14 protein-coding genes and 1 pseudogene are annotated in these 14,863 nt (G+C 72.7%); 12 read left to right on the top strand and 3 right to left on the bottom strand.

What is annotated here, in order from left to right; genetic code table 11:
- Nucleotides 1-123: 123 nt before the first annotated feature.
- The gene (locus tag ACFYX4_RS00580; RefSeq protein ID WP_389323454.1) at nucleotides 124-546 is read left to right on the top strand and encodes a phage holin family protein; all 423 of its coding nucleotides are present in this window, start codon (nucleotides 124-126) and stop codon (nucleotides 544-546) included.
- On the top strand, nucleotides 543-1,073 hold the full coding sequence (locus ACFYX4_RS00575) for a DUF3618 domain-containing protein (RefSeq protein WP_389323451.1): 531 nt from the start codon (nucleotides 543-545) through the stop codon (nucleotides 1,071-1,073). The genes ACFYX4_RS00580 and ACFYX4_RS00575 overlap by 4 nt, the downstream gene beginning before the upstream one ends.
- A gap of 129 nt (nucleotides 1,074-1,202) precedes the next feature.
- Here the strand turns inward: ACFYX4_RS00575 and ACFYX4_RS00570 are convergent, their stop codons facing one another.
- On the bottom strand, nucleotides 1,203-2,240 hold the full coding sequence (locus tag ACFYX4_RS00570; protein WP_389323448.1) for a YihY/virulence factor BrkB family protein: 1,038 nt from the start codon (nucleotides 2,238-2,240) through the stop codon (nucleotides 1,203-1,205).
- 78 nt (nucleotides 2,241-2,318) lie between these two features.
- On the opposite strand from ACFYX4_RS00570, the gene ACFYX4_RS00565 reads away from it, so the two are divergent.
- The 3 genes from ACFYX4_RS00565 to ACFYX4_RS00555 all read left to right on the top strand — a co-directional run bounded on the left by ACFYX4_RS00565 (nucleotide 2,319) and on the right by ACFYX4_RS00555 (nucleotide 4,520).
- Nucleotides 2,319-3,005: a hypothetical protein gene (locus tag ACFYX4_RS00565; RefSeq protein WP_389323446.1), complete on the top strand. Its 687-nt coding sequence runs from the start codon at nucleotides 2,319-2,321 to the stop codon at nucleotides 3,003-3,005.
- A 72-nt stretch (nucleotides 3,006-3,077) separates the two neighbouring features.
- Entirely contained in the window at nucleotides 3,078-3,734 is a 657-nt protein-coding gene (locus ACFYX4_RS00560; protein WP_389323443.1) for an ArsR/SmtB family transcription factor, read from the top strand.
- Between the two features lie 9 nt (nucleotides 3,735-3,743).
- Nucleotides 3,744-4,520, top strand: a complete 777-nt coding sequence (locus ACFYX4_RS00555) for an SRPBCC domain-containing protein (RefSeq protein ID WP_389323440.1) — start codon at nucleotides 3,744-3,746, stop codon at nucleotides 4,518-4,520.
- A 34-nt stretch (nucleotides 4,521-4,554) separates the two neighbouring features.
- Here the strand turns inward: ACFYX4_RS00555 and ACFYX4_RS00550 are convergent, their stop codons facing one another.
- The gene (locus ACFYX4_RS00550; RefSeq protein WP_389323437.1) at nucleotides 4,555-6,378 is read right to left on the bottom strand and encodes an endonuclease/exonuclease/phosphatase family protein; all 1,824 of its coding nucleotides are present in this window, start codon (nucleotides 6,376-6,378) and stop codon (nucleotides 4,555-4,557) included.
- Nucleotides 6,379-6,632: 254 nt separating this feature from the next.
- Between ACFYX4_RS00550 and ACFYX4_RS00545 the strand changes: the two genes are divergently transcribed.
- The 3 genes and pseudogenes from ACFYX4_RS00545 to ACFYX4_RS00535 all read left to right on the top strand — a co-directional run.
- Nucleotides 6,633-8,069 (top strand): hypothetical protein, encoded by a 1,437-nt coding sequence (locus tag ACFYX4_RS00545; RefSeq protein WP_389323434.1) that lies wholly within the window; start codon nucleotides 6,633-6,635, stop codon nucleotides 8,067-8,069.
- Between the two features lie 426 nt (nucleotides 8,070-8,495).
- Complete coding sequence (locus tag ACFYX4_RS00540; RefSeq protein ID WP_389323431.1) at nucleotides 8,496-9,953, top strand: alkaline phosphatase PhoX; 1,458 nt, start codon at nucleotides 8,496-8,498, stop codon at nucleotides 9,951-9,953.
- 49 nt (nucleotides 9,954-10,002) lie between these two features.
- Nucleotides 10,003-10,152, top strand: a pseudogene (locus ACFYX4_RS00535) (GntR family transcriptional regulator); the annotation flags it as partial.
- A gap of 183 nt (nucleotides 10,153-10,335) precedes the next feature.
- On the opposite strand, the gene ACFYX4_RS00530 reads toward ACFYX4_RS00535, so the two are convergent.
- A complete protein-coding gene (locus ACFYX4_RS00530; protein WP_389323428.1) occupies nucleotides 10,336-12,630 on the bottom strand; it encodes a hypothetical protein in 2,295 nt (764 codons plus the stop codon).
- A 105-nt stretch (nucleotides 12,631-12,735) separates the two neighbouring features.
- Between ACFYX4_RS00530 and ACFYX4_RS00525 the strand changes: the two genes are divergently transcribed.
- The 4 genes from ACFYX4_RS00525 to ACFYX4_RS00510 are packed head-to-tail and all read left to right on the top strand — an operon-like array spanning nucleotide 12,736 to nucleotide 14,789.
- Complete coding sequence (locus ACFYX4_RS00525) at nucleotides 12,736-13,524, top strand: TetR/AcrR family transcriptional regulator (protein ID WP_389323425.1); 789 nt, start codon at nucleotides 12,736-12,738, stop codon at nucleotides 13,522-13,524.
- 31 nt (nucleotides 13,525-13,555) lie between these two features.
- Entirely contained in the window at nucleotides 13,556-14,053 is a 498-nt protein-coding gene (locus tag ACFYX4_RS00520; protein ID WP_389323422.1) for a DUF2975 domain-containing protein, read from the top strand.
- Entirely contained in the window at nucleotides 14,053-14,214 is a 162-nt protein-coding gene (locus ACFYX4_RS00515) for a helix-turn-helix domain-containing protein (RefSeq protein ID WP_389323419.1), read from the top strand. Before ACFYX4_RS00520 ends, ACFYX4_RS00515 begins: the two co-directional genes overlap by 1 nt.
- Entirely contained in the window at nucleotides 14,211-14,789 is a 579-nt protein-coding gene (locus ACFYX4_RS00510; protein ID WP_389323416.1) for a TetR/AcrR family transcriptional regulator, read from the top strand. Before ACFYX4_RS00515 ends, ACFYX4_RS00510 begins: the two co-directional genes overlap by 4 nt.
- Nucleotides 14,790-14,863: the final 74 nt, after the last annotated feature.

Here is a 14,863-nt window from a genome sequence, read left to right as displayed (position 1 = left end):
GGGGGAGGAGTCGGCGGGACGTGCGACCGTCCTATGGGCGGCGTGCGGGGTCCTGCCGGGCAGGGGTAGCACCGGCCCGGCAGGGTACCCGGTGGTTCCGGAACCGAGAGGAGGCGGAACACCTTGACCGGGATCACGGACACCCGGCCCGTCCACCACGACGGGCACCACTCGGTCGGCGAACTCGTCGGCCAAGCCAGTGAACAGCTCTCCCGGCTCGTACGGCAGGAACTCGCCCTCGCCAAGGAGGAGCTGGCCGAGAAGGGTCGCCGCGCGGGGCGCGGCGGCGGAATGCTCGGCGGGGCGGGCGCGTTCGCCTACGCCGGTCTGCTCGCCCTGTCCGGGACGGGCGTCGCCGCACTCTCGCTGGCGCTGCCCGTCTGGGCCGCGGCGCTCATCGTGACGGCGGTACTGTTCGCGATCGCCGCCGTGTTGGCCGTGACCGGCCGCAGGCAGCTGCGCCGGGCCGCGCCGCCCACCCCCGAGGAAGCCATCGGCAGCGTCAAGGCCGACGTCGAGGAGATCAGGGAAAGGGCGCATCGATGACGGACAGGACAGCGGCGGCGGAGCTGCGCAGGCAGATAGCCGAGACGCGAAACCAACTCGGCCACACCGTCGAGGAGTTGGCGGCGAAAACGGACCTCCGTGGACGGGCCCGCGCCCGTGCGGCCGACCTCAGGGACCGCGCGGGCGCGATGACGGTCCAGCTCCGCAGCACGGCCGCCCAGGCGGGCCACACCGTGCAGCAGAAGGCCGGACGCGCGGGCCACACCGTCCAGAGCAAGGCGGGCCGGGCCGGTCACACGGTCCAGGACAAGGCGGGCCGCGCCGGGCACGTCGCCCAGAACAAGGCCAAGGAGGCGGCACTCACCGCCCAGGACAAGGCCGCGCACGCACGCCACGGTGTGCAGGACACGACGTCCCGCGCGAGCCGCGACCTGCCCGGGACGCTGCGCACCCCGGTGCGCTACGCCCAGCAGCACCCGCGCCCCGTGCTCATCGCCGCGGCGGCGAGCGTGGCGCTCCTCGCGGCCGGTGTGATGGGGCGGCGGCGAGCGGGCCGTCGTCGCTGATCAGCGGCGGACGCTCCGCACGGAGTGCGGAAGGGTCCGGCACCCGGTTCGGGTGCCGGACCCTTCCGCATGTCCGATCGCGTCCCACCATGTCCGACGGCGCAGCCGGCGTCGTTCACCCCACGTCGTTCACCCCGAGGTCGACTGGGTCGACGAGGTCGAGCGGCCGCGGCGCGTCGCCGCCCACGTCGAGCGCAGCCGGGCCGGCCACTTCCGGGTGTCCCTCGGCTCCACGTACGGCTCCGCATGCGGTTCCGCGTACGGCGTCTTCGCCGACTCCCGTTCCCGCCCGCCGCACACGATCGCCCGCTCCCGCGCCAGCTCCGCGTCGAACTCCAGGCCCAGCAGGATCGCCAGATTGCTCAGCCACAGCCACACCAGGAAGACGATGGCGCCCGCGAGCGTGCCGTAAGTCCGGTTGTAGAGCGAGAAGTTGGCCGCGTAGACCGCGAAGCCCGCGGAGGCGACGAGCCAGATGAGGGTGGCGACGACACTGCCGGGGGAGATCCAACGGAAGCCGCGGCCACGGACGTTGGGGGCGGCCCAGTACAGCAGGGCGATCATCAGCACCACCAGGAGCAGCAGCACCGGCCACTTGGCGACGTCCCACACCGCGATCGCCGCGTCGCCGGCCCCCACCAGCCTGCCCGCGCGCTCGGCCAGCGGTCCCGTGAAGACGACGATCAGCGCGCTCGCCGCCAGCATCAGCATCAGCGTCACGGTCAGCGCCAGCCGCAGCGGCGTCAGCTTCCACACCGGGCGGCCCTCGGGGAGGTCGTACACCGCGTTGGACGCCCGGATGAACGCGGCGACATAACCGGACGCCGACCACAGCGCGGCGAGCAGGCCCACGACCGCCAGGACGCTGCCCGTCCCGCCGCTCTCGCCCAGCTGGACGACCGAGTCGCGCAGGATGTCCCGGGCCGGCCCGGGGGCCAACTCCCCTATGTTGTCGAGGATCCCGTCGGTGGCGCGTTGGCCGACCACGCCCAGCAGCGACACCATCACCAGCAGGGCGGGGAACAGGGACAGCACGCCGTAGTACGTCAACGCGGCGGCCCGGTCGGAGAGTTCGTCGTCGAGCAGTTCCTTCGCCGTGCGCCGCGCCACCGCCCACCAGGATCGTGCGGGCAACCGGCCGGGACGGTCCTTGGCGTCATCCTCCATGACCTGCGGGTTTCCCGAAAAGGGGCCGCGAACCTCGCACTTGACCTGAATCTTGGTTGAGGTTGGAGGGTGGGGGCCATGACTCGTCGAACCGAGACCCACCCCGACGTCGCCGACCCCCGCGCCGGCGCGCCCCTCTTCAGCACCTGGCGCGTCGGCACGCCCGAGCGCCAGGCCCGTACCGTCGAGGCGGTCGCGCACACCTGGGAGCGACGGCCCTGGCCCACCGCCGACCTGCTCGGCTACCACCTCTACACCGGCCATGACGGCTCCACCCTGCTGCACCACTCCCGCTGGACGACCGAGCAGGCCTTCGAGGCCTTCGTGAAGACGCACCGCCAGGAGCGCGTGGACGAGATCGACACCGCCGTCCCCGGCATCGAGCGGGTGGCGCTCGACCGCTACCGGCGTCACCGCAGCCGTGAACGGGCCGCCGGGGACGTACGGGTCCCGGGGATGATCGCGACCGTGCGGATCGACTTCGAACCGGAGGCGGCCGGGCGGCGCGCCGACTGGGTGGACGTCGTGCTGAAGGCCCTGGCGGACGATCCCCACGGCCACCGCGGCCTGATCGCCGCCCACTTCCACCTCAGCGCCGACGGGGCGCACGTCCTGAACTACGCCGAGTGGGAGAGCGGGCGCGCCTACGAGGAGGCCATGGCCGCGCCGTCGTCCCCCGAGTGGGAGCGGGTGCGGACCTACCCCGGGCTGACGAAGGTCACCGGCAGCCGGTACACGCACGCCGTCGGGCTCGTGCCCGAATGACGCCCGCCGCCGACACGCACCGAAAACTCTGACTGTCTGGACAAAAAAAGTTTTCGGTGAGACGGTGGACCCATGTTGGACGTCACCGTCATCGAGGACCCCGAGGCCGCGGCCGTCTCCCTGGACCCCATACGGGCCCGGCTGCTGGCCGAGCTCGCGGCCGGCCCCGCGTCGGCCGCGATGCTGGCCGGCAAGGTGGGGCTGCCGCGGCAGAAGGTGAACTACCACCTGAAGGCGCTGGAGCGGCACGGTCTGGTCGAACTGGCCGGCGAGCGCCGCAAGGGCAACGTCACCGAGCGGCTGATGCGCGCCACCGCCGCCTCGTACGTGATCTCGCCGCTGGCGCTGGCCGAGGTGCAGCCGGATCCCGGCCGCTTCCGCGACCAGCTCTCCGCGCGCTGGCTGCTCGCGCTCGGCGCACGGCTGGTGCGGGACGTCGGCTCGCTGATCACCGGCGCGGCGAAGGCCGACCAGCGGCTGGCGACGTACGCCCTGGACGGCGAGGTCCGCTTCGCCTCCGCCGCCGACCGCGCGGCCTTCGTCCAGGAGCTGACGGTCGGCGTCACCGCGCTCATCCGCAAGTACGACGCGCCGGACGCCGAGCGGGGCCGGGATCACCGGATCGTGGTCGCCGTCCATCCGACGCTCAAGGCGCGGCCCGCGGCCGAGGAGCGGCCCGCCGCCCTTCCCGAGGCTCGCCCCGAGTCCTCCCCCGAGAACAACCAGTAGGAGCTTGCCATGTCGCAGAACAGCACGCCGCAGAACAGCACGTCGACGGACAGGGAATTCGAGATCGTCCGTGAGTTTGAGGTCGACGCCTCTCCGGAGCAGGTCTGGGAGGCGATCACCGAAGGCACCGGGGGTTATCTGTGGCCGATGGATCCGCCCGAGCCCCGGGTCGGGGGCGCGGCGGCCTTCGGTTCCACCGTCACCGCCTGGGACCCGCCGCACCACCTCACCATTCGCAGCGAGGACGTCGGCTTCTCCGTCCAGAGCGCCAACCAGCTGGAGCACACCATCGAGGCGCGGGACGGCGGACGCCGCGCCTGGGTGCGGTACGTGCACAGCGGCGTCTTCACCGACGACTGGGACAACCAGTACGACGGCGCGAGCAAGCACACCGAGTTCTATCTGCACACCCTGCGCGAGTACCTCACGCACTTCGCGCCCCGCCCGGTGGCCTTCGCGACCTTCGAGGGGCCCGAGGCGTCCAAGGCCCCCGACGCCTTCGCCGCCGTCGGCCGGGCGCTCGGCCTCGCCGACGGCGACGCGGCCGGCGAGCGGGTACGCGCCCACGGGCCCGAGGGGCGACCGGTGGACGCCGTACTCGACTTCCGCAACCCCTACTTCGTCGGGCTGCGCACGGACCACGCGCTGATCCGCTTCTTCGGACGCAACCACTGGGGCGCGCCCGTCGGCGTCAGCGTCCACGACTTCGCGCCGGACGCCGACGCCAAGGCGAACGAACTCGCCTGGCAGGGCTGGCTGAACGGCGTGTTCAGCCGGCCCAGTTGACGAGGCCTGCGGCCCACGGCTGAAAGCGCAGGCCTTACGGCTGGAAGCGCAGCACCTGCGGGTCGTGGTCGCTGATCTGGTCGTGGAACTCCGAGTTGACGTGCACGCTGTCGTACTCGAAGACGCCGCGCCGGATGGCCGGGCTGACCAGGATCTGGTCGAGGACCTGGCTGTTGCCCTGGTAGACGTACGAGTAACGCTCGTTCGTCGGCAGGGACTTGATCGCCGACCACAGCTCGCCGTCGCCTTCGAGGACGTCCGCGGTGCCGGAGAACTCGAAGTCGTTGATGTCGCCGAGCGCGATGACGGACGCCTTGCGCTCCAGGTCCAGGATGTCCTTGACGAAGCCGTTGACCAGGGCCGCCTGCTGGTGGCGCTGGACCTCCGAACTGCGCGCCGCCGGCTGGTACTGCGAGGTCAGACCCTGGTCGCCGCCCTTGGAGTTGAAGTGGTTGGCGATCACGAAGACCGTGCGGTCACGGAAGACGAACTCGCCCACCAGCGGCTTGCGGCTGGAGTTGAAGGCCGCGTTCGCCGGGTCGATCCGGCCGGGGGAGACCGTCAGGGCCGCCTTGCCGCGGACCCCGGTCACCCCGGCCGCGGTGGTGGCGTCGCCGCCCGCGCGGTCCGTGAAGGAGACCCGCTCCGGGTTGAACAGGAACACCTGGCGGATGTTGCCGCCCGGCTCGCCGCCGTCGGCGTTGTTCACCGGGTCCACGGAGCGCCAGTCGTAGCGCGGGCCGCCCGCGGCGACGATCGCGTCGATCAGCTTGCGCACCGTCTGGCCGGCGCCGACCGTGCCGTCGTTCTTCGCGCCGTTGTCGTCCTGGATCTCCTCCAGGGACACGATGTCGGGCGACTGGAGGCTGCGCACGATCGCGGCGGCGTGCTCATCGAAGGTGGCGTCGCCCGGGTCGAGGTTCTCGACGTTGTACGTCGCGACGGCCAGCTCGCCCGTCTGCTGCGCCTCGGTGGTCTCACGCTCCAGGCCGGCGCTCTTCAGCGTGCCGATCCGGTTCGCGACCAGGGTGTAGCCGCCGAACTGGTTGTAGTCCAGCGGGCCCGCGGTCACGCCCTCGAGGACGTCGCCGACGTTCGCCTTCGGGAAGGCGGCCGTCGCGCCGAGCGACTGGATCTGGATCCGGCCGGTGTTCGGCGTCTTGTACGAGCCGTACACCGTGCCGCCGTTGCCGCTCGGGTTCTCGTGCGGCTTCACCGTGACCCACAGCTCGGTGTACGGGTCGGTCGCGCCGACCACGCGCGTGTCCGCGACCTGGACGTTCTGGCCCTCCAGGGACTCGTAGTAGTCCAGGGCGTACTTCCGCGGCCGCAGGGTCAGGCCGTTGATCGAGTTGTTCGCGGCGGGGTCGCCGTCGGGGGCGTACTTGTTCGGGACCGTCCCGGCGTTGACGACGGTCGCGGCCGGGACCGGGTTGCCGCTGGAGACGACGGTGACCGTCGGCCGCACGATCTCGGTCACCGACTGGTTGCCGGTCGACGCGCCGCCGGGGACGAACTCCGTGACGGTGCCGGTCACGGTGACGGAGTCGCCGACGGCGACCTTCGGGGTGGAGCTGGTGAAGACGAACACGCCCTCACTGGTGGCGACGTCCGTGTCCGGGTTCGGGTCCTGGATCCAGAAACCTCTGGAGGAGCCGTAGGTGCGCACCCCGGTGACGATTCCGGCCACGTCCGTGACCTGCTGGCCGGCGTACGGGGATATCCGGGTGGTGCCCTGGATGTCGTGGATGCGCACGGCGTCGGCCTGCGCGGGCGAGGCGATGACGACGGTGGACGCCGCGGAGCAGACGGCGGCGACGGTGAGCGCGGCGAGGCGCGCGGAAGACCTGCTAGGCAACGGGTTCCCTCCGGGGGACGTACATGAGCGCCGGGACGAGGGTGAGGCGTGGGGCGCGGACGGACGCGCGGAGAAAATCAGTGAACACCTGTCCCCCCAACTTCTACGCGCGTCAATCTCCTGCCTGGTCACGCCAGTTGTCAAGGTTTCAGCCATGTACGGATGCCGTACGGGAGATGAACCGGGCGGCATGGGTGGATATCCGTCTAGGCTGAGTGACCGAGTGGCACGACGCGTCCTAGGAGAACCAGCCGATGTCAGACAGCTCCCCCCTGCCGCCCGTACGGCTGCACTCCGAAGCGGAGCTGGCGCGCGACGCGCTGTCGACCCCGTTGCTCCTGCGCGCCGCGCGCCTCGCCCGCTGGGCCGGGCCCGAGACGCGTGTCGACGCCGGGGGCGGACTCGTCGACGAGCAGCTGCCGGCCGCGGCCGAGGTGCTCGGCCTCACCGGCGACGAGGCCGCCGCCTGCGCGAGCGAGGCGTGGCGGGTCGCGCTGGACACCGGGCTCGTCGAGATCGTCGACGAGGAGACCGGCGCCGTCGCCGCGGGCGAGGACCTCGCGCTGCTGACCGGCGGCTCCCCGCAGGACGTGCTCGCCCTCTGGCTCGTCGCCCTGGAGACGGTCCTCGCCGACGCGAGCGTGCCCGACCTCGACGATCTGATCGAGGCCGTCGACTCCGAGGGCGGGCTCGGCCAGGTCGACCTCTCCCGGCTCGACTGGGACCCCGAGCGGGAGGCCGCCTTCCTCGACGGCGTGCTCGGCAACCTCTACCTGCTGACCGTCGGCGAGGACAGCCCCGGCGAGGCGCCCGTCCCGCTGCCCGCGCTCGCCGCCTCGATGATCGTCCCCGGGGACGCGGCCGAGCCCACCAACGACATGCTGGAGCAGGTCTCCGACGCGATGATGCGCCTCGACGACCAGTTCCGCCTGCTGGAGCCGATCGGGCTGGTCTCCTACCGGCCGGTGGACGAGGCGCTCATGCGTGAGTCCGCCGAGGCCCCCGCCTCACCGGTCGACGACGACACAGACGTCGCCCGTTACGGCATGGTCCGGCTCACCCCGCTCGGCCTGTACGGGCTGCGGGCGCGGCTGTTGGAGGCCGGGTTCACCGTGCCGGCCGTCGGCGAGCTCGCCGACAAGGGCGCCGACGTCCTCCTCGACGGCAGCGCCGGCTACGGGCCGCTCGCCGCCCGCGCCGAGACCGAGCAGTGGCTCGCCCAGCGCGAACCCCTCGCCGCCGCGCGGGAGTTGCTGGCCGCCGCCCGCGGCTCCGACGAGGGTGCGCCGCTGCGCCGGCTGCGCTGTCAGGAGGCGCTGTCCCTGGTGGGGCCCCAGGCTGAGCCGGCCGTGCGGGAGGTGCTCGACGACGCCGAACTGGGCGGCCTCGCCCGGGTCTGGCTGACCGAGCTGGGCGCCACCGACGTACCGCCTCCGTCGGAGGCCATGATCTTCTGGCTCACCATCGACACCGTGGCCGCCCAACTGGCCGCCGAGGGCAACTCCGAGGAACTCCAGTCCCTGGTCGAGGGGTTGGCCCAGCAGCACAGCGGCTTCTTCGCGGCAGCCTGGCGCGTCGAGCACCCGGCCACCCCCGACGTACTGGAGGCAATGGGCCGCCTCCACCCCGACAAGCGCATCGCCAAGGAGGCCCGCAAGGCGGCTTTCAAGGCCAGGTCCCAGCAGGGCTAGGCCTGCCCGGCGGCTCCGGTCACGGGAACCTGCGGTGGTTCCTCGGCGGGGGCGAGCGGGGCTCGGTACGTCCGACGGAAAGCTGGAGGGAGCCTCCGGCATGCCCCGCCGGACAGGCCCCAGGCCCCGGGCCCACAGCCCCGCCGGACAGGCCCCAGTCCCCGGGCCCACAGCCCCGCCGGCCCAGGCCCAAAGCCCTCGAACTCAAGGTTCCGAACCCACATCCCCGACCCACAGCCCGGAGGCTCTGCCGGCCCAGAGCCCTCGTCGGCCACCACGAGTCCCCGCCCTCGACCCGGTGGGTTCACACAAGCGGGGGAGCCGAAGCTGCCCTGTGTTCAGGCGTTGTTCAGGCGTGGGCGGGAGCGTGGCGCCGATCCGAGGTTCGCCGCACCTCACGGCACAGCCACCGTCTCAGGAGACACCATGTCGCTCACCCGCAGGGACTTCGCCAGAACATCCGCGGTCACCGGGGCCGGAGTCGCGTTGGCGGGCAGCGTCGGCGCCCTCGCCAGCGCGCCCAACGCCCTCGCGTCCACGGACACCGAGAGCGCGCAGGACACGCCGGAGGCCGCGCGCCGCGGGGTCGGTGTCGGCTACGGGCCGCTGGTCCCCGACCCGAAGGGCATCCTCGCGCTGCCCGCCGGATTCAGCTACCGGGTCATCACCTACAGCGGGAAGACGAAACTGGAGTCGGGCGAGTTCACCCCCTCCAACCACGACGGCACGGCCGCCTTCGAGGGCCCGCGCGGCACCACCCTCCTCGTCAACAACCACGAGCTGAAGGGCCCCCGCGCCAACTGGAAGCACCCCGTCCCGCTCACCGAGGGTCTGGTCTACGACCCGGCCGCGGCCGGCGGCTGCACGGTCGTCGAGGTCCGTCCCGGCGGCCGGGTCGCCGAATGGGTGGGCATCGCCGGCACCTCCACCAACTGCGCGGGCGGCAGCACCCCTTGGGGCACCTGGCTCACCTGCGAGGAGAACTCCGACCGGGCCGGCGTCAACGGCATGACCAAGGACCACGGCTACGTCTTCGAGGTCGACCCCTGCGATCGCCGCGCCAACCGCGATCCCAAGCCGCTGAAGTTCTTCGGCCGTTACGACCACGAGGCCGTCGTCATCGACCCGAGGCGCGGCCACGCCTACCTCACCGAGGACGCCGCGAGCCCCAACGGCCTCTTCTTCCGCTGGGTCCCCCCGAAGGGCTTCGAGCACGGCCGCGGCCGGTTCCGCACCCTCGCCGACGACGCCGGCGTCCTCCAGGCCCCCAAGTGCTTCGACTCCGGCGGCAAGTTCGTCGACGACCTCTCCCGCGCCACGAAGATCGGCACGGTGTACGGCGTGGACTGGATCGACGTCCCCGACCGCGACGCGAAGACCGTCGACGTGCGCAAGCAGTTCGCCGCCGGCGAGGTCACCCGCGCCCGCAAGCTGGAGGGGATGTGGTGGGCCGACGGCGGCGCCTACATCGTCTCCTCGTACGCCCGCGCCGAGAGCCCCGGCGCCGCGCACGACGGCCAGGTCTGGTTCTACGACCCCAAGCGCCGCACCGTCACCCTGAAGGTCCTCCTCGGCGTCAACCCCGACCCCTCGGCGGACGGCGCCCTCGACGGCCCCGACAACATCACCGTCTCCCCCTACGGCGGACTGGTCATCGCCGAGGACGGCGAGGGCGTCCAGCACCTGTTCGGCGCCACCGACTCCGGCCGCACCTACCCGATCGCCCGCAACGACCTGAACCAGGGCACCGAAGACGACCCGGAATACAGCGAGTTCACCGGCGTCACCTTCTCCCCGGACGGCCGCACGCTGTACGCGAACATCCAGACCCCCGGCATCATGCTCGCCATCACCGGCCCCTGGAAGCGCCAGCGGCGCGGCTGACCGGACGCGCCGCCCGACGCCGCACGCACTGCGAGGGGCTCGCGCCCGTGTGCGCGGTCCCCTGGCGCATCCCCCTGTCCGCCTCCTTGTCGCGGTGGTGCGCGACGCCGAGCTCGCCGAGCGCCTAGGGCTGTCCCGGGCGCCGGTGCGCGAGGCCTTCACGCGGCTCGTGGACCAGGGGCTGCTGGAGAGCAAGCCGCTACACCCGGGCGCGCCTTGTCCGGCTGCGTAGTCGTCGGACCTACCGCCGGACGGGCGGGAAGTCAGGCCTGCGGAGGCCGTGTAAGACCGACCCTCACCGGTCGCCAGTGGCCTGTGAAACAGGAACCCGAGGTGGTACCGCGTAGCGGTTGCGGTACGGACCGGAATCTCCTGCCCGCCGTCAGCCCTCGGCGGCGAGCCTGCGGCCCAGTTCCCGCACCTCCTGCACCACGGAGGGCTTGACCCCGCGACGCTCCAGGGTCCGGGCGAGGTCGGTCAGCAGCCGGGCGGCCGGCGCGCCCTCCTCCCGGTCGTGGCGTGCGCCGGCGACCTGCTCGACGGCGCGGGTCAGCCGGATGTGGCCGAGCGTCTCGGCCGCCGCGTCGAGGTCGCCGTAGGCGCGCTCGGCCAGCCGGCCGGTCTCCAGGCCCAGCGAGTCCTGGCGGATCTGCCCCTCGCGCAGCACCTTGCCCGGCACGGCCGACGCCGTCATCAGGCAGGAGGCGGCATGCGTGGCCACCGCCTCCTCGGGGATCCGGTCGACGACCTCCTCCAGCACCTTGTTGGCGCGGTCCATGACACGGCTGCCGCCGAGGGCGAGGACGCGCCCGACCTCGTCGGTGAGGACGTCGTCCGCGAGCCGCTCCTGCTCACGCCCCGCCGGGCGCTCCACCCGCACGCTGAGCGGCGCGGCCAGGAGCTGTCCCTGCGCGGCCCCGTCGGCGGCGGCCGTCGCCGCCCGGCCCGCCGGATCGCCGACGGTGCGCAGCGCCGCGTACACGCGATACGTCCCGGGTTCGGCGATCTGCCAGCCCCCGACGCCGGAGCCGAGCACGAGGGCGTGGTAGAGCGCCTCCCCGGGCTGGAGCACCACGGGCTCGCGCTGCCGGCAGTAGTGCAGGTAGGGGCGGCGCATCCGGGCCTCGGCGGCCCCGCCGCGCTGGACGACGACGCCGAGTTCGTCGCCGCTCAGCACGTTCTTGTCCACCATGACGGGGGCGGCCGAGGTGTTGGCGAGCTTGAGTTCGCCGATCACCGGCTCCAGCATCCCGTAGCGGTGGGCGCCGTCCGGGCCGGGCTCGCGGTTCACGCGCAGGGACAGCGTCAGCGGGCCGGCGGCGGTCTCGCGGCGCACCTGTTCGAAGGCGTGCTCGTCGCCCCACGGGAGGCCGCCCTGCTGGACGAAGCGCTCGGGGGCGTGCCGCAGGAAGCGCAGCTCGTTCTCCGAGAACAGGTACCGGAAGTCGGCGAAGAAGGAGTCCGGGCCGCCCACCACGTTGAACGGGTAGTTCATGAAGCTGCGGGCCTCGGGCTCGTCCGGAATCGACATCCAGAGGCTGTCCTCCGCCGCCGTCTTCTGCCAGGAGTGCCACAGGTTGAAGCAGTGCCCGATCTCGTGCACCGCGGTCCAGTACCGCATGCGGCGCGCGAAGGCCTGGGGCGCGGGATCGCCCGGCGGCTCCTCGGAGATGAACGAGTCCGAGAACACCGCACAGCCCTGCCGCTGGACCGCGCCCTCGAAGTCGAACATGATCCCGCCGAGGCCCGTCCCCCGGTCGTGCCGGCCCGCGAACAGCGTCCACACCTGCCACTGGGCGACGCCCTGGCCGGTCGGGCCGGGCTTCCACTCGGACCAGTGGGCCTGCATGGCGTCGTGCATCTCGATGTTCGACCAGACGTCGTTCGCGGCGGCGGACAGCGGGATCGTGTCGCCGCCGCGGGTGCGGGTGACGTCGATGCCCTGTCGGGTGAACGCGTCCTCCACGCTCAGCGTGAGATCGGGGAGGTCGGGGGGCCGCAGCGGATGGTCGTGCAGGGCGTACACGTCCGTCCGGACGGCGCCCTCCACCTGGTCGAACTCGATGCCGACCTCGCGGAAACCCGGCCGGCGGAAGGCGTAGCCGAGGGTCCGGTCGGCGGCCCCCGGGCTTCTGAACGTCACCAGGGCGCCGAGCCGTTGCAGCGGCGGCCGGCCGGTGAGCCGTACCTGCACGGAGGCGGCGGGGCGCAGCGCGGGGTTGCCGTCGCGGAAGACGACGGGGCCGGCGTACGAGCCGTCCGGCTGCTCGGCGACCCGCGCGATCCAGGTGAGACCGCCGGCGGTGAGCCGCCAGAGACGGCCGGAGACGGTCATCGTGGGGGCCGGACCGTCCACGTCCACCCGCAGGTCCTCGAACAGGCCGAGCGGCGGGGCGGGCGGGACGGCATCCATGTCGGGCCGCGCGGCTCCGTCGCTCCCCGCGGCGTCGTCCCCCGGGACCAGCGCCGCGCGGACGTACAGCCCGCTGCGGCGCGTCGACGGGGCGATGCCGGCGTCGACGGCCTCTGCGCCGAACGCCCGCGGCCCGCCGTCCGTCCGGCCGTCGTCGTACGCCGCGGGGTGGGCTATGTCGCCGGAGCGCCGGGACATCTCGTCCGCGAGGGCGCGCACCAGGGTGTCGAACTGGCCTTGCGGCCGGTGTGCCTGTGTCGTCATCGTGCTGTCCTGTTCCGCTGTGTGGGATATATGCTTCTTGTGTACATTTACACCGTATTTTTCCAGGGTGCGCTTACGTCGTAAGCGGGTCAAGGGGAGCCCGGGGTGCAGGAGGTGCGGCAGGTGGTGGCCGAGGAGACCGTGCGGGGCCGGGAGCGGCTGACGCGGGAGAGGGTGCTGCGGGCGGCGGTCGCGGTGGTGGACCGGGAGGGCCTGGCGGCCTTGAGCATGCGCCGCGTCGCCGACGAGCTGGGCGTGGAGGCGATGGCGCTGTACCGCTACACGCCCAGCAAGGACGACCTGCTCGACGGGATGGTGGAGACGCTGTTCCTGGACGCCGAGGAACCACTGACGCGCGCGGACGAGGTGACGGCGGGGGCGGGCAGGGTGACGGCGGGAGCGGACGGGGCGGCGGCGGAGGAGGCGGGGGTGATCGCCTGGCGGGAGGGGCTGGAACAGCAGGCCCTCGCGATCTACCGGATGGCGCTCGCCCATCCCCGCGTCGTGCCGCTCGTCGCCACCCGCCCCCTCAGCGTCCCCTTCGCCCGCCGCCCGCGCGCGGTGCTGCGCTGCCATGAACGCGTGCTGGCCCTGCTGCGGGGATCAGGCATGGACGACGAGCGCGCGCTGACGCTCTACCGCAGGTTCCTGTCCTGGGTGCTCGGCTACATCGTCATCGAACTCCGGCAGACCGTGGACGCCCCCGACGAGACCGACCCGGCCTTCCGGCTCGGCCTGCACCGGCTCCCGCCCGCCGAGTTCCCGCAGCTGCGCGAGCTCGGACCGGCCCTCGCCCAGAGCGGGGGCGAACGGCAGCTGCTCGCCGGGCTGGCCGCGCTGCTCACCGCCCCCGATGGTGATCACGGCCAAAAGGTTGATCACCGCATCGATTGATTTTCGATCGGTATCCATCGAGAATCGATATATGCATCGAATCTTCATCGCCGCGCTCCGGGCCGGCATCGTCCTGGCGATCCTGCTCGGTCTCTTCGGTCAGCTCGTGGTCATCCCGGGCGCGGCAGCCGATGAGGTCGACCGCTTCCCGCCCTACGCGCCGTTCGCGGGACCCTACACAACGGTGGCGATCATCGAGGTCGTCTGCGTCCAGGTCGGGCTCTTCGCGGTGTGGATGCTGCTCACCGCGGTCGAACGCGACGCGATCTTCACCCCGCTGGCCTTCCGCTGGGTCGACGTCATCATCGGCTCCGCGGTCGTGGCGACGGTGCTGGCGCTCGGGGTCGCCGGGCATCTGGCCCTGGCCGAGATCCCCTCGCCCGGCGACGGCATGGACGTCGAGGGCGCGCTGGCCGCCGCGACCGCGGGCCTCGGCGTGGCCGCCGCGTTCGCGATGCTCATGGTCATCATGCGCAGCCTCCTGCACAAGGCGACGGACCTCCAGGCCGAGATCGCCGAGGTGGTCTGATGGCGATCGTCGTCGGCATCACGCCTACCGACATCGCCGTGCTGAAGAACGGCCGCGCGAAGGCGGTACGGTTCACCACGCTGGACGCGGCCTGCCGCACGCTGGACTGCCGGCCGGGCGACGTGCCGCGCTGGGTGCCGGACGAAGGAGGCGCTGGATGACGCGGGCCAGGCCCATGCGCGCGGACGCCCGCCGCAACTACGAGCGGCTGCTGACGGCGGCGGCGGAGGCCTTCGCCGAGCACGGGGAGGGCGCGTCCCTCGACGACATCGCCAAGCGCGCCGGCGTCGGCTCCGGCACGCTGTACCGGCACTTCCCGACCCGGCAGGCGCTGCTGGAGGCGGCCTACGTCGACCGGGTCGAGGCGTTCGCGGTCCGCGCCGACGAACTCGGCGCGCGACTGCCGCCGGGGGAGGCGCTGGTGGCCTGGCTGAACGAGCTGTGCGTCGGAACGCTCCAGGTCCGCGGGATGAAGGCGCTGCTGGGCTCGGCCGTCACCGACGGCGCAGGCCGGGCCGTCCCGGCCTGCGCCACCAGCGTGAAGGACGCGGCGGCCCGGCTGGTGGAGGCGGCGCAGCGGGAGGGGACCCTGCGGGCGGACGTCGAGCCCATGGAGGTGCTGCGGCTGGCGCACGGCCTGGCGTCGGCGGCGGAACTGGTCGGCGGGGACGGCGGCTGCGGGAGCATCCGGCGGTACGTGACGCTGCTGACGGAGGGACTGCGCCCGGCCCGCTGAGCCCGGCGGCGGGCGCGCCTCCGCCTGAGGGAGGGCGCCCGCGACTGCGGGAGATGTCAGGGTGGGGGATGCCA

Source organism: Streptomyces sp. NPDC002328, assembly GCF_042890065.1.
Taxonomy (GTDB): Bacteria; Actinomycetota; Actinomycetes; order Streptomycetales; family Streptomycetaceae; genus Streptomyces.
Note: the sequence above shows the minus strand (reverse complement) of the source record. Positions and strands in the feature narration are given on the sequence as shown.